This is a genomic window from Amycolatopsis sp. NPDC059235 (genome assembly GCF_042754125.1).
In the GTDB taxonomy this organism is placed as follows: domain Bacteria; phylum Actinomycetota; class Actinomycetes; order Mycobacteriales; family Pseudonocardiaceae; genus Amycolatopsis; species Amycolatopsis albidoflava.
Window position 1 is genome coordinate 1 of the sequence record NZ_JBHZAG010000071.1, and the last position, 19,868, is coordinate 19,868.

The following is a 19,868-nucleotide window of genomic DNA, read 5'->3' on the forward strand; positions in this document are numbered from 1 at the left end:
TGAAGGGCTCCTTGAGGGAATCTGATTCCCTCAAGGAGCCCTTCACGGACCTTTGGCAAGGGGGTGTGGCGTAGGCCTGGCGCGGTAGACTGGCGGGCGAACCACCAGGTAGGGTGCGTTCCACCGGCAGCACCCACAACTGAACACAGGGCCGTTCGAGCCGGAGCGGGAGAGTCCCATGCGAGCAGTGGGACACCGAAGGAGCAAACTCCCCGGAATCTCTCAGGTAACCGCTACCGCTTTTGGCGAGGCCACTCTGGAAAGCAGGCGCACCCGCGCCTCACCCAAGGTGAAAGCCGCGTCGAGCGCGGTGAAACTCTCAGGTGCCCATGACAGAGGGGGAGTTCCCAGTGCACCGCCGCGCCCGGTGCCCGTCCCGAGGAGCTCCCATCACCTCCACCCCCTTCGACACCCGCCACATCGGTCCCGGCGAGGCCGAGCGGGCGAAGATGCTCGCCGAATGCGGTTACGGAAGCCTGGACGCCCTCGTGGAAGCGGCGGTGCCGACCGCCATCCGCACCGCGGGCGACCTGGCGCTGCCGGAGCCGGCGTCCGAGGAAGAGGCCACCGCCGAGCTGCGCGTGCTTGCCGCGCGCAACCGGCCGATGACGCAGATGATCGGCCTCGGGTACTCCGACACCGTCACCCCCGGCGTGATCCGCCGCAACGTGCTCGAGAACCCGGCCTGGTACACCGCGTACACGCCGTACCAGCCGGAGATCTCGCAGGGCCGGCTCGAAGCGCTGCTGAACTTCCAGACCGCGGTGTCCGACCTGACCGGGCTGGCGATCGCCAACGCCTCGATGCTCGACGAGTCCACCGCCGTCGCCGAGGCGATGACGCTGATGCGCCGCGCGTCGAAGTCGAAGTCCAATGTGGTCGTTCTCGACTCCGAATGCCTTCCGCAGACCGTCGAGGTCGTGCGGACGCGCGCCGCCGGTCTCGGCATCGATGTGCAGGTGCGCGACCTGCTCACCGGTCTGCCCGAGGAGTTCTTCGGCGTTGTCGTGCAGTACCCCGGCGCGTCCGGCGTGCTGCGCGGACGCGGTTTCTACCACGCGGTTTCCGAAGCGGCGAAGGCCGCGGGCGCGCTGTACACGGTCGCTGCCGACCTGCTCGCGCTCACCTTGATCGCCGCGCCCGGCGAGTTCGGCGCGGACGTCGCCGTCGGTTCTACGCAGCGCTTCGGCGTGCCGCTGGGCTACGGCGGTCCGCACGCCGGGTACATGGCGGTGCGCGCCGGCCTGGAGCGGTCCCTGCCCGGCCGTCTCGTGGGCGTGTCCGTGGACGCGGACGGGAACACTGCGTACCGCCTCGCGCTGCAGACGCGCGAGCAGCACATCCGTCGCGAGAAGGCGACCTCCAACATCTGTACCGCGCAGGTGCTGCCCGCCGTGCTCGCCGCGATGTACGCGGTCTACCACGGTCCCGAGGGTCTGAAGGCGATCGCGACGCGGGTTCACGAACTCGCTGCCGGTCTCGCGAACGCGCTGCGCGCCGGTGGCGTCGAAGTCGCTCACGAGGCCTTCTTCGACACTGTCGTCGCGAAGGTGCCTGGCCGTGCCGCTGAAGTGCACGCGGCTGCGCGCGAGGCGGGGATCAACCTCGGTCACATCGACGCCGACCACGTCCGCATCGCCTCCGACGAGGTCACGCGTCCCGACACGCTCGCGAAGGTGCTTCGCGCCTTCGGCGTCGACGGTGGGTGGGAAGCCGCGCAGGCGCTCCCGAACGGCCTCGCCCGCGAGAGCGGCTACCTGACGCACGAGGTGTTCAGCTCGCACCGGTCCGAGACGTCGATGCTGCGCTACCTCCGCCGTCTCGCCGACCAGGACTTCGCGCTCGACCGCGGCATGATCCCGCTCGGCTCGTGCACGATGAAGCTCAACGCCACCACCGAAATGGAGCCGATCAGCTGGCGCGAGTTCGCGGGCATCCACCCGTTCGCGCCTGCCGAGGACGCCGAGGGCTACCACGAGCTGGTCCGCCAGCTGTCCGGCTGGCTGGCCGAGGTCACCGGCTACGACCAGGTGTCGCTGCAGCCGAACGCGGGCAGCCAGGGCGAGCTCGCCGGGCTGCTGGCCATCCGCGCCTACCACCAGGCGAACGGCCAGCCCGAGCGCGACGTCTGCCTGATCCCGTCGTCCGCGCACGGCACCAACGCCGCGTCCGCGGTGCTCGCCGGGATGCGCGTGGTCGTGGTCAAGTGCACCGACGAGGGCAACGTCGACCTGGAAGACCTGCAGTCCAAAGTGGACAGCCACAGCGCCGACCTCGCCGCGATCATGGTCACCTACCCGTCCACGCACGGCGTCTACGAGCACGGCATCGAGCGGCTCGCCAAGATCGTGCACGACGGCGGCGGCCAGGTGTACGTCGACGGCGCGAACCTCAACGCCCTGCTGGGCCTGGCGAAGCCGGGCGAGTTCGGCGGCGACGTCTCGCACCTGAACCTGCACAAGACGTTCTGCATCCCGCACGGCGGCGGCGGTCCCGGCGTCGGCCCGGTCGCGGCGCGCGAACACCTCGCGCCGTACCTGCCGAACCACCCGCTGCTCGCGCAGGCCGGACCGGACACCGGCGTCGGCCCGATCAGCGGCGCGCCCTACGGCTCGGCGTCGATCCTGCCGATCTCCTGGGCCTACGTCCGGATGATGGGCGCTCCCGGGCTCACCGAGGCCACCAAGGTCGCGGTGCTCGCGGCCAACTACATCGCCGCCCGGCTCGCGCCGCACTACCCGGTGCTCTACACCGGCCAGGACGGCCTGGTCGCGCACGAGTGCATCCTCGACCTGCGCGGCATCACCAAGGAAACCGGCGTGACCGTGGACGACGTCGCGAAGCGGCTCATCGACTACGGCTTCCACGCGCCGACCATGTCCTTCCCGGTCGCGGGCACGCTCATGGTCGAGCCGACCGAGAGCGAGGACCTCGCCGAGATCGACCGGTTCTGCGAGGCGATGATCGCCATCCGGCACGAGATCGACGAGGTCGCGGCCGGTCGCTGGACCGCCGAGACGAGCCCGCTGCGCGGCGCGCCGCACACCGCTTCGTCGGTCATCGGCGAGTGGACCGCGGACTACGACCGCGAGCTGGCGGCGTACCCGGTCGGCGTGGCGCGCAAGACCAAGTACTGGCCGCCGGTGCGGCGGATCGACGGCGCGCGCGGCGACCGCAACCTCGTCTGCTCCTGCCCGCCCCTCGACGCGTACGACGCGTGAGCGTGTCCTCCGCTCGCGACAACGAAAGGCTTCCTGTGACGGAAACCCCCCTGCACCAGGTCCACCAGGACCTCGGCGCGCTGTTCACCGATTTCGCCGGCTGGTCGATGCCGGTGCGCTACGCCAGCGAACTGGCCGAGCACAAGGCCGTGCGCGAGGCGGCCGGGCTGTTCGACCTGTCGCACATGGCCGAGATCCACGTCCGCGGCGCGCAGGCCGCCGACGTGCTCGACTACGTGCTGGTCGGCAACCTGACCGGGGTGAAGCCGGGCCGCGCCCGCTACACGATGATCTGCGACGCCGACGGCGGCGTGCTGGACGACCTGGTCGTCTACCGGCTCGCCGACGAGGAGTACCTGGTCGTGGCCAACGCGGGCAACGCCGCCGTGGTCGCGGACGCGCTGGCCGAGCGCGTCGCCGGGTTCGACGCGGTGGTGGAGAACCGGTCCGCGGACACCGCGCTGATCGCGGTGCAGGGTCCGAAGGCGGTCGACGTGCTCGCCGCGGTGACCGACGCGGACCTCGCTTCGCTGAAGTACTACGCGAGCGTGCCCGCCGTCGTGAAGGGCCACGAGGTCCTGCTGGCCCGCACCGGTTACACCGGCGAGGACGGCTTCGAGCTGTTCGTGCCCGCGGCCGAGGCTCCGGCCTTGTGGGCGCTGCTGACCGAGGCCGGTCAGGAGCACGGCCTGGTCCCGTGTGGACTCGCGTGCCGCGACACGCTGCGCCTGGAAGCCGGAATGCCGTTGTACGGCAACGAACTCAGCCGCGAGCTGAACCCGTTCGCCGCCGGACTCGGGCGGGTCGTGAAGTTCGAGAAGCCGGGCGACTTCGTGGGCCGCGCGGCCCTGGAGGAGCTGAAGAAGGCCGACGTCCCGCGGGTGCGGGTCGGCCTGCGCGGCACCGGCCGCCGCGCCCCGCGGCACGGGTACGCCGTGCTGTCCGGGGATGCCACTATCGGGGAGATCACCAGCGGCGCGCTGTCGCCGACGCTGGGCTACCCGATCGCCATGGCGTATGTAGACCGGGAGCACGCCGAGCCCGGCACCGCGCTGTCCGTCGACATCCGGGGCCGCGTCGAGCCGGTCGAGGTCGTCGCCCTGCCCTTCTACTCCCGAGCCTGAGAGGCCCCAGAACCGTGAGCATCCCCCAGAACCTGTCCTACACGAAGGAACACGAGTGGCTGTCGGTCTCCGACGGCGTCGCGACGGTGGGCATCACCGCGTTCGCGGCGGGCTCGCTCGGCGACATCGTGTTCGTGCAGCTGCCCGGCGTCGGCGACACCGTCACCGCGGGCGAAGTGTTCGGCGAGGTCGAGTCGACGAAATCGGTCAGCGAGCTGTACTCGCCGGTCAGCGGCGAGGTGGTGGCGGTGAACGAGGCCACATCGGACACCCCCGAGGTCATCAACTCCGACCCCTACACCGAAGGATGGCTGCTGCAGGTGCGGCTCTCGGGCGACGTCCCGGAGCTGCTCGACGCGTCCGCGTACGCCGAGCTGACCCAGGAGAACTGATGACCGCCTCGTTCGACGCCCGCCTGTCCGAGGTCGACCCCGAGGTCGCCGCCGCGGTGGCCGCGGAGCTGGACCGCCAGCAGTCGACGCTCGAGATGATCGCCTCGGAGAACTTCGCGCCGGTCGGCGTGCTCGAGGCGCAGGGTTCGGTGCTGACCAACAAGTACGCCGAGGGCTACCCGGGCCGCCGCTACTACGGCGGCTGCGAGCACGTCGACGTCGTCGAGCAGCTAGCGATCGACCGGGCCAAGGCGCTCTTCGGCGCGGAGCACGCGAACGTGCAGCCGCACTCGGGCGCGCAGGCCAACGCGGCGGCGATGTTCGCGGTGCTGAAGCCGGGCGACACCATCCTCGGCCTCGACCTCGCGCACGGCGGCCACCTGACGCACGGGATGAAGATCAACTTCTCCGGCAAGCTGTACAACGTGGTCGCCTACCACGTCGACAAGGAGACCGGGATCGTCGACGTCGCCGAGATCGAGCGGCTGGCGGTCGAGCACAAGCCGAAGCTGATCGTCGCCGGCTGGTCGGCCTACCCGCGCCAGCTCGACTTCGCCGAGTTCCGCCGGATCGCCGACCTGGTCGACGCCAAGCTGATGGTCGACATGGCGCACTTCGCCGGCCTCGTGGCCGCCGGACTGCACCCGTCGCCGGTGCCGCACGCGGACATCGTCACGACCACCACGCACAAGACCCTCGGCGGTCCGCGCGGCGGCCTGATCCTCTCGCGCCAGGAGCTGGCGAAGAAGATCAACTCGGCGGTGTTCCCCGGTCAGCAGGGCGGTCCGCTGGAGCACGTGATCGCGGCCAAGGCCGTGGCGCTGAAGATCGCCGCGACCGACGCGTTCCGCGAGCGCCAGGAGCGCACCCTGGAAGGCTCGAAGATCCTCGCCGACCGGCTGTCGCGCACCGACTGCGCCGAGGCGGGCGTTCGCGTCCTCACCGGCGGCACGGACGTGCACCTGGTGCTCGTCGACCTGGTGAACTCCCAGCTCAACGGCCAGGAGGCGGAGGACCGGCTGCACTCGGTCGGGATCACCGTCAACCGCAACGCGGTGCCGTTCGACCCGCGTCCGCCGATGGTGACGTCGGGGCTGCGGATCGGCACCCCGGCGCTGGCCACCCGCGGTTTCGGCGCCGACGACTTCACCGAGGTCGCCGACATCATCGCGGAGACGCTGAAGCCGGACTTCGACGAGGCCGCGCAGCAGGCGCTGCGGGGTCGCGTGGAGCTGCTGGCCAAGAAGCACCCGCTGTACGCGGACCTGAGCCGATGAGCGCGCAGCCCGAGGGGCGGAAGTTGTTGCGGCTTGAGGTGCGCAACAGCGAGACGCCGATCGAGAAGAAGCCGTCGTGGATCAAGACCCGGGTGCGGATGGGTCCGGAGTTCACTGAGCTGAAGGGCTTGGTGAAGCGCGAGGGTCTGCACACGGTTTGTGAAGAGGCTGGCTGTCCCAACATTTACGAATGCTGGGAAGACCGGGAGGCCACCTTCTTGATCGGTGGTGACCAGTGCACTAGGCGCTGTGATTTCTGCCAGATCGACACGGGCAAGCCTGCTGCGCTGGACCGTACCGAGCCGCGGAAGGTCGCCGAATCGGTGCAGGCCATGGGTTTGCGGTACTCGACGATCACCGGTGTCGCCCGCGACGACCTCGCCGACGGCGGTGCCTGGCTGTACGCGGAGACCGTGCGTCAGATTCACGCGTTGAACCCGGGCACCGGAGTTGAGTTGCTGATTCCGGACTTCAACGCGGAGCCGGATCAGCTGGCTGAGGTGTTCGGGTCGCGTCCGGAAGTGTTGGCGCACAACGTGGAGACGGTGCCGCGGATCTTCAAGCGGATTCGTCCCGGGTTCCGCTACGCGCGGTCGCTGGACGTGATCACGCAGGCTCGTGCGGCGGGTTTGGTGACGAAGTCGAACCTGATTCTCGGGATGGGCGAGACTCCGGACGAGGTCAGCGTCGCGTTGCAGGAGCTCTTCGACGCGGGCTGCGAGATCATCACGATCACCCAATACCTGCGCCCCTCGCCCCGGCACCATCCGGTGGACCGCTGGGTCAAGCCGGAAGAGTTCGTGGAGCACGCGAAAACCGCTGAGGCTATTGGGTTCCCTGGTGTGATGGCGGGGCCGCTGGTGCGGTCGTCGTATCGCGCGGGCCGGTTGTACGCGCAGACCAAGGCCCATCGGGGCGAGGAATTGCCGGAGAACCTCGCTCACCTGACCGCCGAGGGACCGGCGGCGCAAGAAGCCAGCAGCGTGCTGGCGAGGAACTAAGAGAAGGGGCGGATCAATGGCGATCAGCGTCTTCGACCTGTTTTCGATCGGCATCGGGCCGTCGAGTTCGCACACGGTCGGCCCGATGCGGGCGGCCAAGACCTTTGTGGACGGTCTGGTCGAGGACGGCGTGCTGGAGACGGTCGCGCGGGTGCAGGCCGAGTTGTTCGGCTCGCTCGGCGCGACCGGTTTCGGGCACGGCAGCGACAAGGCGGTGCTGCTCGGGCTGTCCGGGGAACTGCCGGAGGCGATCGACACCGACACGGTGCCCGCGAAGGTGGCGGCGATCCGGGATTCCGGGCGGCTGGCTGTCGGCGGGACGCACCCGGTGGCGTTCGTCGAGGACACTGACCTGACGATGCACCGGCGGAAGTCGCTGCCCGCGCATCCGAACGGGATGGTCTTCCGGGCGTTCGCCGCGGACGGTTCTTTGGTGCGGGAACGGACGTATTACTCCGTGGGCGGCGGCTTCGTGCGGGACGAGTCGTACGAGACCGACACGGTTTTCGTCGAGGATTCCACGCCGGTGCCTTATCCGTTCCGCACTGGGGCGGATTTGCTGAAGCATTGCGCGGACAGCGGGTTGCCCGTCAGCGAGATCATGCTGCAGAACGAGCTTTCCTGGCGCAGTCGCGAGGAGGTTCGGGCCGGTCTGCTGGAAATCTGGCAGGTGATGGTCGAGTGCGTGCGGAACGGGTACACGCACGAGGGCGTGCTGCCTGGCGGGCTGAAAGTGCCCCGGCGGGCCAAGTCGTTGCATGACAAGCTGCTTGCTGAAGACGGCGCTGATGATCCGTTGTACGCGATGGACTGGGTCAGTCTTTACGCACTGGCGGTCAACGAAGAAAACGCCGCGGGCGGCCGTGTGGTCACTGCTCCCACCAACGGTGCGGCGGGGATCATTCCGGCGGTTTTGCACTACTACCAGCGGTTTGTGCGCGGTTCTTCGGACGACGGCATCGTCACCTTCCTGCTCACCGCTGGGGCTATCGGGTCGATTCTCAAGCAGACCGGGTCTATTTCCGGTGCTGAAGTCGGATGCCAGGGCGAGGTCGGGTCGGCTTCGGCGATGGCGGCCGCCGGGCTGACCGAGGTGCTGGGCGGGTCGCCGGCGCAGGTGGAGAACGCCGCTGAGATCGGGGTCGAGCATCATCTCGGGCTCACCTGCGATCCGGTGGGCGGGCTGGTGCAGATTCCGTGCATCGAGCGGAATGCCGTGGGTGCGTCCAAGGCTATTCACGCCGCGCGGATGGCGATGCGCGGCGACGGCAGCCATGTGGTGACGCTGGACAAGGCGATCAAGACCATGCGCGAGACCGGCGCGGACATGTCGGTGAAGTACAAGGAGACCGCGCGCGGCGGGCTCGCCGTGAACGTCATCGAGTGCTGATTTTCGTTCCGTGAAGGGCTCCTTGAGGGAATCACATTCCTTCAAGGAGCCCTTCACGGCGTTTCGGAGTGGCGAGGCGCAGTCCCAGTTCCATGAGCCACCAGCCGAGCCGTTGCCGGGCGGGCGCTCTGAGCGCGGGAAAGCGGACGGCGGCCGCGAGCAAGTCGTCGTGGCGGTCGGCGGCGAATTCGGTCAGGAACGGGTGCATCAGGATTCCCCCTGGTCTTCGGATGTGACGGTCGCGTGCGGGAACGCCGCCCACTGCGCGATCACCGTTTCGTCGCCCGGACGGGCCGGACGGCGGTAGCGTTCGATCACCGCTTCTATTTCTTCGATCAGCCGCTGGGATTCGCCCGGCGTGAGCGGCATCCGGGTGCTGCTCAGCGTCGAGCTGTCCTGCCATTCGTCCGCCCAGCGCGGCAGTTCCGAGACGAACCGCGCCTGCTCGCGGTAGCGGATGTCCACGTGCTGGTGCAGGAAAGCCATCAGCGGTCCGGCCATCTGCGGGTCGTCGACGAAATCGGCCGCGCGCATCCGGGTCGATTCCTGCGCCGCCTTCCACCAGCGTTCGCGCTTCGAGCCGCGGCTGGTGTCTTCCGCGACCAGTCCGGCGTCCGCGAGCTGGCGCAGGTGCCACGACGTGGTGCCGGAGCTTTCTCCGACGCGTTTGCCGAGCCCGGTCGCGGTGGCCGGGCCGTCGACGGTGAGCAGGTCCAGCAGTTCCATCCGCAGCGGATGCGCCAGCGCACGCAGGGTGCGGGCGTCGATCTGGCGGGCACGGCGTTCGTCGGGCATGTCCCCACCCTAGACCGCAGAGGAAACTTTGCAAAGAGTTCTCTGCAATCGGGCAGCATAGAATCGGACAGGTGGAGTCGACCTCGGTGGTGAGCGCGAACGCGGCCCTGTTCCGGCCGGTGCGTGCCGGGAACGCCTTCGAGGAGACCGTCGAGCGGCTGTTGCAGGCGATCCGGCTCGGCGTGGTCGGCGCGGGGGACCGGTTGCCCTCCGAACGCGAGCTGGCCGAGCGGCTCGGCGTGAGCCGGGTGACCTTGCGGGAAGCGATTCGCGCGCTGGCCGATGCGGGGTACGTCGAGTCGCGGCGCGGGCGGTACGGCGGCACGTTCGTGAACGAGAAACTGCCGGACCCGGCGGAACGCGCGGTCGGCGAGGTGGACGCGGCGGGGCTGGAGGACGCGCTCTGCCTGCGGCATGTGCTGGAGACCGGTGCGGCGGAGGCGGCCGCGGCGCGGACGTTGAGCCCGGCTGATCGGCAGCATCTCACTGGCACGCTCGCGGAGGCGTCGGCGGCCGGTCTCGCCGATTACCGGCGCAAGGATTCGCGGCTGCACCTGGCGATCGCCGAGGTCACCGCGTCCGCGTCGCTCACCAGCACGGTCGCCGACGCGCGCACGCGGGTCAACCAGCTGCTCGACCGGATTCCGCTCCTCGAACCCAATCTGGAGCACTCGAACGCGCAGCACGAGGCGATCGTCGACGCGATCCTCGCCGGAGATCCGGTGGCCGCGCGGCAGGCGATGGCGGAGCACATCGAGGGCACCGCGTCGTTGCTGCGCGCGTTCCTCTCGTGATCAATTCACGGAACCGGCAGAACCTTGTCACCGGTTCAGTCGTCCTTCATTCGTGGAGTCAGCCCCGGAGAGTGACCAATCCACTGGTGTCCGGCGCCAGTGGCGCCGCATCCGCAAGGGTGCCTACTACCTGACCGGGTTCGCGGTCGGCGTGCCGCTGATCGCGTTCTGGATCGCCTACCTGCTGCTGGACGTCCGCAGCCCGCAGGACGTCCTCGCCTCGCTCGGCAAAACCGTCACGCTGAAGTACTCCGACGGCAGCGAGTTGCTGCGCATCGTTCCCCCGGGTGGCGACCGGCGGTACGTGCCGTTCGACCAGATCCCGCAGAAGCTGCGCGACGCCATCGTCGCCACCGAGGATCCGACCTTCTGGGCCAACTCCGGCTTCGACCCGACCGGCATCGGCCGCGCGTTCCTGACCGGCGTCGGCGGCGGGTCCGGGATCACCCAGCAGTACATCAAGAAATCGACCGGCGACGAGGATTCGACGCTGTCGCGGAAAATGCAGGAACTCGTGCTCGCCACGAAAATCACCCAGCAGCAGAGCAAAGAACAGATCTTCGAGAGCTACGTCAACATCATTTCCTTCGGCCGCAACACGTTCGGCCCGGCGGCGGCGATGAACGCGTTCTTCGGCCGCCCGCTCGACAACAGCATCACCTGGAGCGAGGCCGCCTTCCTGGCCGGGATGATCCAGTCGCCGTCGGTGCACGATCCGGCGGTCTCCGGCGACGAGCACGCGGCGAAACGCTGGCGCTACGTCCGCGACAAGCTGGTCGAACGCGGGTACGTGAAGAACGCCGACGGGATGGCCTATCCGGGCGCGGAGATCAAGCCGCCCGCGGAAACGCGAGTGAGCCTGAATTACGACCAGTACCATCTCAAACAGCGAGTGCTCGCGGAATTGGAGACGGCCGGTTTCTCGATTTCCCGGTTGCAGCAGGGAAATCTGACCGTCCAAACCACGCTCGACCCAGGGCTGCAGAACGCCGCGCACGCCGCGCTGGGCGACCGGTTGAAGGGCGAACCGGCGGAGTTCCGCGGCGCTTTGGTGGCGGTCGATCCGACGAACGGCGCGGTGCGCGCGTACGACGGCGGCAACAGCGGCGTCCGGGATTATGCGGCGACCGGGCACGCGCTCGGCTCCGCGTTCTACCCGTTCACCGCGGCGGCCGGCTTGAAGAACGGCATGTCGCTGGAAGAGAAAGTGGCTGCTCCCAAGGAGATCCAGTATCTCGGCGAGAAGTTCGACTATCCGCCGAAGTGCCCGCAACCCTGCACCCTGCGCAGCGCGTTGGCCTCAGGCGCGGACACGCCGTTCATCACGGTGTCCAAGAAGATCGGCGTCGACGAGGTGAGCGCGGCGGCGCGTTCGGCGGGGATTCCGGACGAGGTGGACGGCACGCCGACCATGCGCGAACAGGACGGAGCCACGATCGGCTCGGGCATCGTCGTCGGCCGGTATCCGATGCGGCCGCTCGACGTGGCCGGTGCGTACGCGACCTACGCCGCCAACGGGATGCACGCGGCGGCGCACCTCGTGGACAAGGTGCTCGACCGCTCCGGGAAAGTCGTGTGGCAGCACGAAAACCAGCCGGTTTCGGCGGTGCCGGCGGAGGTGGCACAGGGCGTGACGTCGGCGTTGCGGACAACGCTGCCGGACGGTCGCGCGGCGGCCTTGCGCACGGGCGAGTTCGAGCGCGGCAATTCGCGGGACAACCAGGACGCCTGGGCGGTCGGCTACACGCCGCAGCTGGCGACGGCGGTGTGGCTCGGCTCCGACGACGACCGCAAGCTGCTCGACGCGGAGGGCAAGAAGGTGACGGGTTCGTCGATCCCGGCGGAGGTATGGCGGTCGTTCATGGCCCGCCGCTGAAGCCGAGATCAGGCGGCCCGGCGGCTGACCTTCGGAATCACCATCGGGCTCCCGCTCTCCGGGCATTCCATCACCCGGCACGGCAGCTCGAAAATCCGCTCGACGTTCTCCGCCGTCACGACCTCCTCCGGCGTCCCGGTGGCCAGCACCTTCCCGTCGCGCATCGCGATCAGGTGCGTCGCGTACCGGGCCGCGTGGTTGAGATCGTGCAGCACCGCGACCAGCGTGCGGCCCTGCTCGCTGTGCAGCGTCGCGCAGAGGTCGAGGATGTCGAGCTGGTGCGCGATGTCCAGGTACGTCGTCGGCTCGTCGAGCAGCAGCAGATCGGTCTGCTGGGCGAGCGCCATCGCCATCCAGACGCGCTGGCGCTGCCCGCCGGACAACTCGTCCACCATCCGCTCGGCGAGGTCGTCGACGCCGGTCGCGCGCATCGAATCGGCGACCACCGTCGCATCGTCACGGGACCATTGGCGCAGCAGTTTCTGGTGCGGGTACCGGCCGCGCGCGACAAGGTCGGCCACGGTGATCCCGTCCGGCGCGATGGAGCTTTGCGGCAGCAGCCCGAGCCGGCGCGCGACCTCCTTCGCGCCGTAGCTGGTGATCACCTCGCCGTCGAGGTAGACCGAGCCCGCGCGCGGCTTCAGCATGCGGGCGAGCGCGCGCAGCAGGGTCGTCTTGCCACAGGCGTTGGGGCCGACGATGACCGTGAACGACTTGTCCGGGATGACCACGCCGAGCCGTTCGGCGACCGTGCGGCCGTCGTAGGCCAGGGTCAGGTCCTCGGCGTGCAGTCGGGTGTCTTCGCTCGTCCATGCCACACAGGTAAGGCTAACCTAGTGACCCCCGTTCGGGGAGTTCCGTGGGTCGCATTAGCCGTACGTGACCGGCCGGTGCCATGATGCGTCCGGGAGAATCCCGGCAGAGCGAGGGTGGGATGGACGACTACCGCGTCGTCGCGGACGAACTCGCCGCCGACATCGAAGCCGGCCGGCTGCGCCCCGGCGACCGGCTGCCGCCGCAGCGCCGCTTCGCGCGAGACCGCGGCATCGCCGGCTCCACCGCGGCCCGCGTGTACGGCGAACTCGTCCGGCGCGGTCTGGCGATCGGCGAGGTCGGCCGGGGCACTTTCGTGCGCGCGGCGAAGCCCGGACCGGAACCGGCGCTGTCCGAACCCGGCGAAGCGCGGGTGGACCTCGAGCTCAATTTCGCTGTGCTGCCAAGCCAATCGGCCAAACTCGCCCAAGCGCTCGAACCCGTGCTGCGCGCGGACGTCTTCACCGACGCCCTGCATCCGCTCGGCGCAGCCGCCACCAAAGCGGTCCGCGAGGCGGCCGTCACGATGCTCGCCCGCGGCGCCTGGAAGCCGGATCCGGACCAGGTGCTGGTCGCGGGCAACGGACGGCAGGGCATCGCGGCCGCACTCGCCGCGTTCGTGCCGACCGGCGAGCGGCTGGCGGTCGAATCCCTGACGTACCCGGTGGTCAAGGCCGCGGCGACCCGGCTCGGCATCGAACTGGTGCCGATCGAAACCGACGCGCACGGCCTGGTCCCGGCCGCACTCGCGGCGAGCGCTCCGGTGCGGGCGCTGTACGTCCAGCCGACCCTGCACAATCCGCTCGGCACCACGATGCCGCCGCAGCGCCGCGCCGAACTGGCCGCGACCGTCCGCGGGCTGGACCTGCCGGTGATCGAGGACGGCATCTACACCTTCCTCCGCCCGGACACCGAACCTCTCGCCGCGCTGATGCCGGAGCGGACGGTTTTCGTGGACAGCCTGTCGAAACGCGTCGCGCCCGGGCTCACCGCCGGCTTCCTCGTGGTGCCGCCGGCGTGGGTCGCGCGGCTGGCGAGCGCGATCCGGTCCGGCGGCTGGGCGGCGTCGCGATTCTCCGTGGAAGCGGCGCGACGGTGGATCACCGGCGGCGTGCTGGCGGAGGTCGAAGCGGCGAAGCGCGCGGACGCCGGGGCACGGGCGAGGATCGTCGCCCACACGCTGGCGGGCTTCCAGGTGTACGGCGACGCCGCGGCTTACCACCGGTGGTGGGTGCTGCCGGAGCAGTGGCGGGCCGAGACTTTCGTGGCCGCCGCCGCGCGCCGGGGGATCGCGTTGTCCCCGGCGGCGGCGTTTTCGGTGGTGCCGGGGCACGCGCCGAACGCGGTGCGGATCGCGGTGTCCGCGCCTGCGGAGGAGACGCTGGGGAGTGCGTTGGAGGTGCTGGCGTCGCTGGCGAGGGGGGTGCCGGAGGACGCGTTGGTGGAGTAGGGAGTGGCAATGCCGGTTAGAACTGGCATTGCCACTCACAAGGTTGCTAGGCCTTCCTGCGCCACACCAGCCGCGTCAGCGTCCCCGCCACTGCCGCCGGAGCAGGCTGCCGTGGCCGTTTTTTGGCTTCTGGCGCGGATTCCGGCATCACCCGGTACACGAGATGCGCCGCGAACCGCGCGAGGTCCGGCGTCGCCAGCGAGGCCAGTTCCGCGGCCCGGCCCTCGGGCAGGCTCAGGATCTGCGGCCGCCGCTCGATCGCCTTCACCACCAGCGCCGCGGCGCGTTCCGGCGAACTCGCGGGCAGCCCGCGGTACGACCCGGTCGGCGCGATCATGTCTGTGCGCACCAACGGCATCCGGACCGACGAGAACGTCACGCCGTCGGAGAGCGTCTCGCGGCCGGCGGTCAGGCTGAACTCCTCGAGCGCCGCTTTTGAAGCCAGGTAAGCGGAAAAGCGCGGGGTGTCGGTCTGCAGGCCCTGCGTGGTGACGTTCACGACGTGGCCGAACCGGCGTTCGGTCATCGACGGCAGCAGGCCGAGGATCAGCCGCACCGGGCCGAAGTAGTTGATGGCCATGGTGCGTTCGTAGTCGTGGAACCGCTCCGTCGACAGTTGCACCGAGCGTCGGATGGACCGTCCGGCGTTGTTCACCAAGACGTCGACCGCGCCGTGGTCGGCGAGGACGGCCTTCACGAGACCGTCAACCGCGTCGCCGTCGGTGAGGTCGCATGGGTACGTCGATGCTTCGCCGCCAGCCGCGGTGATTTCGCTACGCACGTCTTCGAGTTCTTCGACGCGCCGCGCGACGAGAAGCACCTTCGCCCCGCGACGCGCGACAGCAAGCGCTGAAGCACGGCCGATGCCGGACGAAGCTCCGGTAATGAGGACAACGCGTCCTTCGAGCCCTGGACGGCGAGCGTGGTCTGGGTCGAGGTGCGCGCGCCAGTACCGGTACAGCGGTTCGGCGTAGTCGCGAAGCTCGGGAAGGTGGACACCGCTGCCGTACAGCTCCGAAGTAGTGCGCGCGGTGTCGAACTCCACCTCCATGTTCAGGTGGGGGAGTACTTCGAGCGGAATTCCCAGCTCGGTCAACACTGCTGCGCGCGTCGCACGTCCAGTCGGCAGGCGGTCCACAGCGGTCGCGAGGCGGGACGCTGTTGTGCGAAGCAGACCAGACGGCACAGTCCTGCGTACGCGCGGCGCTCCGGCGACACGGGCGAAGGCGTTGTAGACCTTGTGCAGCTTCTGCGGTCGCGGCGAAGCGAGGTGATACGTACTGCCTGAAGGCGCTTCGCGGTGCATGAGGCTTTCCATCGCGGCGACGACATAGTCGACCGGGACGAGGTTGGTAGCCCCGAAGTCGGGCGCGACGAGCGGAAGCTGCTTCGGCAGCGCAGCGAGACGCGAGATGGCGGGCAGGAAGTAGTACGGACCGTCGATCTTGTCCATCTCGCCGGTGCGCGAATCGCCGACGACCGCCGAGGGCCGGTAGACGCGGAACGGCACGTCGGACTGTTCGCGGACCAGCTTCTCGGCCTCGAACTTCGTGGCGTGGTACGGAGAACTGAAGGACTGGCCGAGGTCGAAGTCGGCTTCGGTGAAGCGGCCGGCGTGATCGCCCGCGACGGCGATGGACGAAACGTGGTGCAGCAGTCCCGCTCCGGCGGCCGCAGCGAAGGCGATCAGGTTCCGGGTGCCCTCGACGTTCGCGGCCCGGTTGGCCGCGTCGTCGGCGGTGAAGTCGTAGATCGCGCCGAGGTGGACGACGTGATCGATCCCGCCGGCCCCGTCGTAGCCGGCCGGGTCGAGGCCGAGCAGCGGTTCGGTGAGGTCGCCGACGGCGGGGACCAGGCGGTCGGCATGCGGCCAGTCCCGCGCTATCTCGGCGAGGCGGTCGCGCGAGGTGTTGCGGACGAGCACGTGGACGGCGGTCGTTTCCCGCCGCGCGAGCAACCGGGCGACCAGGCGCTTCCCGAGGAAGCCCGTCGCGCCCGTGACGAAGTAGGTGGTCATGGCCGGCACCTTTCGGGGTCTGCGGGTGCCGACTCTACCTACTCACGAGTAGGAACGGTAGTTGTCAGTCGGTTCCGGTGCGTCGCGCCGACGTCGCGGTGGCCACCACGGCGTCGCGCAGGGCCGCGCGCAGCCGCCCGACCTCCAGCGGCCCCAGCACCGCCGCCTCTCCCGGCGGCGCGACCAGCACGACCTTGTCGTCGCTGCTCACGAACACCGTCACGTCCCGGCGCCTGCCCGCCAGGTCCCGGCAGCCGACCGTCCACTCGTTCCGCACCGCACTGTCGTCCCGCGCTGTCACGACCCTCGCCCTCCGATCACGTAGCACCCGTGTCCTTCGTGCGGGGGTGTGACCGGGCCCTCGGGGGCGGCTTACGCCGGTTCACCCGAATTGCCTACTGGCCGGTTTTCCACGGGGTGTGACCGGCCGGATACCGGAGTAGCGTCGGCCACCGCACGCCGCGGGCACTCAGGAGGACGGATGTCGGAACCTCGGAAGATCGTCGTCGTCGGATCCGGACTGGCCGGGGCCACCGCGGCCGCGACAGTCCGAGAACGCGGTTTCGACGGCGACGTCCTGCTGCTCGGAGCGGACACGCACCGGCCGTACGAGCTGCCGCCGCTGTCGAAAGCCGTCCTGCTCGGCAACGCCGACGAACCAGACTGGGTGCGCGACGAGGGTTACTGGGACGAGCACGACATCCGGCTGCTCTCCGGCACCACCGCGACCCGAGTCGAACTGGGCGCACGTCTGGTCCTAGACGACGCTGGCGACGAACACCGCTACGACCGTCTGGTCCTAGCGACCGGCTCGCGCCCGCGGACGTTGAAGATGCCCGGAGGCGACCTGCCGGGCCTCTACACGCTTCGCACTCTCGATGACGCACTGAGGCTGCGCGCGGCCTTCGAAGCAGCGAAGCGAGTACTGATCGTCGGAGCGGGCTGGATCGGCACCGAAGCCGCCGCTGCCGCGCGTACGCACGGTGCCGAGGTGACTGTGGTCGCTCCGGAGAAGCTGCCGCTCGCCAATGTCCTCGGCGACGAAGTGGCTCGGGCGTTCTACCGCCTGCACGAAGAACACGGCGTGCAGTGGCGTCTCGGCGAAGGCGTCGCAGGGATCACCGGTGACACGGCAGCGACCGGCGTCCGGCTGTCGAGCGGCGAAGAGCTGTACGCCGACGTTGTGCTTATCGCGGTCGGTGCCGCCCCTCGCGTCGAGCTGGCGCACGCTGCCGGACTGGAGCTGGCAGACGACGGCGGCGTCGACGTCGATGCGGGCCTGCGTACAGCGGCACCTGACGTCTACGCGATCGGCGACATCGCTTCGGAGTTCCATCCGCGCTACGGCCGCCGCGTACGCGTCGAGCACTGGGCGACAGCGCGTACGCAGGGCGAGCATGTGGCGGCGAACCTCTTTGGCGCGAACGAGCCGTACTTGAACAGCCCGTACTTCTTCTCCGACCAATACGACCCGGACCGCGGCGGCCCCGCGATCGGCTGCGAGTACCGCGGCCTGCCCGTCTTGGACCGGGACCGCGTCGTCGTGCGCGGCGACCTCGAGGCTTACGACTTCACCGCGTTCTGGGTGACGCCGGGCGGCGAGGTTTCGGCCGCGATGAACGTGAACCAATGGGACGACGGGGACGCGCTGCAGAAGCTGGTCGACGAACGCATCGCGGTCACCGACGACCAGCTGCGGAGCGGGAATCTCGCCGACTTGGGCTGACCGTCAGCGTCGCGAACGACAGCAAGGCGAGCACCCCGAAACCGGCCATCGTGGCAGTCATCGGCACCGCCGTGCCGGAACCGCCGAGCCCGACCAGCGGCGTCGCGATCCCGCCGATCGCGAACTGCAGCACGCCCAGCAGCGCGGACGCCGAACCCGCCGTGCGCGCGTGCCCGGCGAGGGCGAGCGAGCTGGCGTTCGGACTGATGATTCCGATACAGGACACCATGAGCAGCAACGGAATCAGCAACGCTGGCAACGGGAGCCGCAGGACGGCTGCCGCGAGGGTGATTAGGCCGGAAATCGTCGACACGGTCAGCCCCGCGCGTAGCAGCGTCCGCTCCGGGAGCCGTCCGACTAGCCACCCGTTGAGCTGCCCGGCGAGCACGATGCCGACACCGTTGAGCCCGAACACAACGCTGTACTCCTGCGGGCTCAGGCGGTAAACGTCCTGCAGCGCGAACGACGAACCCGAGATGTACGCGAACAACGCGGCGAAGTTCAGCCCCGCGGTGAGCGCGTAGCCGAGAAACGTGCGGTCGGTGAGGAGCCGTCCGTACGTACGAAGCACCCCGCCCAGCCGCGCCGGATGCCGACGCTCGACCGGCAACGGCTCCGGCAGCGCGAACGCGACCGCGGTGAGCAGCAGCGCCCCGAACCCGGTGAGGACGACGAACACGCCGCGCCAGGACGTGAACGTGAGCAACTGCCCGCCGAGCACCGGAGCCAGGATCGGTGCGAGCCCGTTGACGAGCAGGAGCAGCGAGAAGAACTTCGTCATCGCGGTGCCGGTGTAGAGATCGCGAACGGCCGCGCGGGCGATCACGATCCCCGCCGCCGCGCCGAGCGCCTGAACGCTCCGCGCGGCGATCAGCAATTCCACGCCCGGACTCGCCGCCGCCGCGACCGACCCGGCGATGTACAACCCGAGCCCGACCAGCAACGGCCGCCGCCGCCCGAAGGAATCCGACAACGGCCCGGCGATGATCTGCCCGACCGCGAGCCCGACGACGAACGCGGTGAGCGTCAACTGGACGGTGGTGTCGGCGGCCTGGAAGTCGCCCGCCATCCGGGGGAGGGCGGGGAGGTACATGTCGATGGAGAGGGGTCCGAAGGCGGAGAGGCCGCCGAGGATGAGGAGACGTCGGATCTTGCCTTGACCGGGGTGCTCGGGGAGGGTGGCGGGGTGTTCGACGTGCTCCGTGCTGGGCCGGGCCGCGGTGGAGTGATCGGCTGCGGAATGCTCCGGCGTGGTGCGGCTTGCGGTGGAGTGATCCGGCGCAGGGTGATCGGGCGTGGAGTGTTCGGGCGCAGGGTGATCGGGCGCAGAGTGATCGGGCGCAGAGTGATCCGCTGTGGAGTGATCGGGCGCGGAGTGATCGGGCGTCGAATGATCCGCGGTGGAGCGACGAACCGTAGAAGGCTCCGCGCCGGAAGGACCAGCGGCGGAGTATTCGGCTGCGGAGTATTCAGCCGCGGAGCGATCCGCCGTGGTGCGGTCCGCCGTGGTGCGGTCCGCGGTGGAGCGATCAGCCGAGAAAGGCTCCGCGCCCGCAGACTCCGTGGCGGAGTATTCAGCCGCGGAATGATCCGGTGTGGCGCGATCCGCTGCGGAGTGATCCGCCGCGGAATGATCAAGAGCTGCCTGTTTGGCCGCAGAATAATCCGCAGCGGAACTCTTCGCCGCGGGCAGCCACGCGCCGTCCGGCAACGGCACTGCCCGCTCAGCGGCACACCACTCGTCGTCCGCGCTGTTCTCCGGGGCGCCAACCGCGCCGGGACTGTCCCGGCGATCTCGCTGAGCCTCGTCGCCGGTCTCGTGCGCCTCGTCCTTGTCGCCGATGCCCTGCCGACCCGGTGCGTCGAGGCGGTCTCGATGCCCGCGCGGCTTTTCGCCGCCGGTCTCGCGCACTCCGCTCTCATCGCCGACGCCCCGCCCGCCCGCCGGGTCGGGGCTGTCTCCGTGCCCGAGCGGGCTTTCGCTGCCGGTCT

Annotated in this window: 16 protein-coding genes and 1 riboswitch; of the genes, 10 read left to right on the top strand and 6 right to left on the bottom strand. The window is 69.6% G+C overall.

Annotated elements, in window-relative coordinates; all coding sequences use genetic code 11:
• Positions 1-246 precede the first annotated feature (246 nt).
• Positions 247-346, top strand: a riboswitch (glycine riboswitch).
• The 6 genes from gcvP (at position 330) to ACFXI3_RS34550 (ending at position 8,405) form a co-directional block, all read left to right on the top strand.
• Complete coding sequence (gene gcvP, locus ACFXI3_RS34525; RefSeq protein WP_378405312.1) at positions 330-3,221, top strand: aminomethyl-transferring glycine dehydrogenase; 2,892 nt, start codon at positions 330-332, stop codon at positions 3,219-3,221. Its footprint overlaps the riboswitch before it by 17 nt.
• A 35-nt stretch (positions 3,222-3,256) precedes the next feature.
• Positions 3,257-4,345 carry a glycine cleavage system aminomethyltransferase GcvT gene (gene gcvT, locus ACFXI3_RS34530; RefSeq protein WP_378405314.1) on the top strand — a complete coding sequence of 363 codons (1,089 nt, stop codon included), beginning with the start codon at positions 3,257-3,259 and terminating at the stop codon, positions 4,343-4,345.
• Positions 4,346-4,359: 14 nt separating this feature from the next.
• On the top strand, positions 4,360-4,737 hold the full coding sequence (gene gcvH / locus ACFXI3_RS34535; RefSeq protein WP_067589411.1) for a glycine cleavage system protein GcvH: 378 nt from the start codon (positions 4,360-4,362) through the stop codon (positions 4,735-4,737).
• Positions 4,737-6,014: a serine hydroxymethyltransferase gene (glyA, locus tag ACFXI3_RS34540; protein ID WP_344285885.1), complete on the top strand. Its 1,278-nt coding sequence runs from the start codon at positions 4,737-4,739 to the stop codon at positions 6,012-6,014. Before gcvH ends, glyA begins: the two co-directional genes overlap by 1 nt.
• Positions 6,011-7,015 carry a lipoyl synthase gene (lipA, locus tag ACFXI3_RS34545; protein WP_378405316.1) on the top strand — a complete coding sequence of 335 codons (1,005 nt, stop codon included), beginning with the start codon at positions 6,011-6,013 and terminating at the stop codon, positions 7,013-7,015. Before glyA ends, lipA begins: the two co-directional genes overlap by 4 nt.
• A 16-nt stretch (positions 7,016-7,031) precedes the next feature.
• On the top strand, positions 7,032-8,405 hold the full coding sequence (locus ACFXI3_RS34550) for an L-serine ammonia-lyase (protein WP_344285891.1): 1,374 nt from the start codon (positions 7,032-7,034) through the stop codon (positions 8,403-8,405).
• Between the two features lie 31 nt (positions 8,406-8,436).
• Here ACFXI3_RS34550 and ACFXI3_RS34555 read toward each other — a convergent pair whose 3' ends face one another.
• Both ACFXI3_RS34555 and ACFXI3_RS34560 read right to left on the bottom strand, forming a co-directional pair.
• Positions 8,437-8,613 (bottom strand): hypothetical protein, encoded by a 177-nt coding sequence (locus tag ACFXI3_RS34555; RefSeq protein ID WP_344285893.1) that lies wholly within the window; start codon positions 8,611-8,613, stop codon positions 8,437-8,439.
• A complete protein-coding gene (locus tag ACFXI3_RS34560) occupies positions 8,613-9,200 on the bottom strand; it encodes an ArsR/SmtB family transcription factor (protein ID WP_378405319.1) in 588 nt (195 codons plus the stop codon). Before ACFXI3_RS34560 ends, ACFXI3_RS34555 begins: the two co-directional genes overlap by 1 nt.
• 71 nt (positions 9,201-9,271) lie before the next feature.
• Here ACFXI3_RS34560 and ACFXI3_RS34565 point away from each other — a divergent pair, with 71 nt between their 5' ends.
• Together ACFXI3_RS34565 and ACFXI3_RS34570 are read left to right on the top strand one after the other, a co-directional pair.
• On the top strand, positions 9,272-9,994 hold the full coding sequence (locus tag ACFXI3_RS34565; RefSeq protein WP_344285897.1) for a GntR family transcriptional regulator: 723 nt from the start codon (positions 9,272-9,274) through the stop codon (positions 9,992-9,994).
• A gap of 52 nt (positions 9,995-10,046) precedes the next feature.
• Entirely contained in the window at positions 10,047-11,870 is a 1,824-nt protein-coding gene (locus ACFXI3_RS34570) for a transglycosylase domain-containing protein (protein ID WP_378405321.1), read from the top strand.
• An 8-nt stretch (positions 11,871-11,878) separates the two neighbouring features.
• Here the strand turns inward: ACFXI3_RS34570 and ACFXI3_RS34575 are convergent, their stop codons facing one another.
• Complete coding sequence (locus tag ACFXI3_RS34575; RefSeq protein ID WP_344285902.1) at positions 11,879-12,688, bottom strand: ABC transporter ATP-binding protein; 810 nt, start codon at positions 12,686-12,688, stop codon at positions 11,879-11,881.
• A 116-nt stretch (positions 12,689-12,804) separates the two neighbouring features.
• Between ACFXI3_RS34575 and ACFXI3_RS34580 the strand changes: the two genes are divergently transcribed.
• Complete coding sequence (locus tag ACFXI3_RS34580; protein ID WP_378405324.1) at positions 12,805-14,133, top strand: PLP-dependent aminotransferase family protein; 1,329 nt, start codon at positions 12,805-12,807, stop codon at positions 14,131-14,133.
• Positions 14,134-14,179: 46 nt separating this feature from the next.
• Here the strand turns inward: ACFXI3_RS34580 and ACFXI3_RS34585 are convergent, their stop codons facing one another.
• Together ACFXI3_RS34585 and ACFXI3_RS34590 are read right to left on the bottom strand one after the other, a co-directional pair.
• Positions 14,180-16,150: an SDR family oxidoreductase gene (locus ACFXI3_RS34585; RefSeq protein ID WP_378405326.1), complete on the bottom strand. Its 1,971-nt coding sequence runs from the start codon at positions 16,148-16,150 to the stop codon at positions 14,180-14,182.
• Between the two features lie 64 nt (positions 16,151-16,214).
• Positions 16,215-16,451, bottom strand: coding sequence for a hypothetical protein (locus ACFXI3_RS34590; RefSeq protein WP_037810157.1), 237 nt, complete (start codon positions 16,449-16,451; stop codon positions 16,215-16,217).
• Between the two features lie 180 nt (positions 16,452-16,631).
• Between ACFXI3_RS34590 and ACFXI3_RS34595 the strand changes: the two genes are divergently transcribed.
• A complete protein-coding gene (locus ACFXI3_RS34595) occupies positions 16,632-17,876 on the top strand; it encodes an NAD(P)/FAD-dependent oxidoreductase (RefSeq protein ID WP_378405328.1) in 1,245 nt (414 codons plus the stop codon).
• On the opposite strand, the gene ACFXI3_RS34600 is transcribed toward ACFXI3_RS34595, so the two are convergent.
• Positions 17,830-19,026, bottom strand: coding sequence for a multidrug effflux MFS transporter (locus tag ACFXI3_RS34600; RefSeq protein ID WP_378405363.1), 1,197 nt, complete (start codon positions 19,024-19,026; stop codon positions 17,830-17,832). The genes ACFXI3_RS34595 and ACFXI3_RS34600 overlap by 47 nt on opposite strands.
• Positions 19,027-19,868 lie beyond the last annotated feature (842 nt).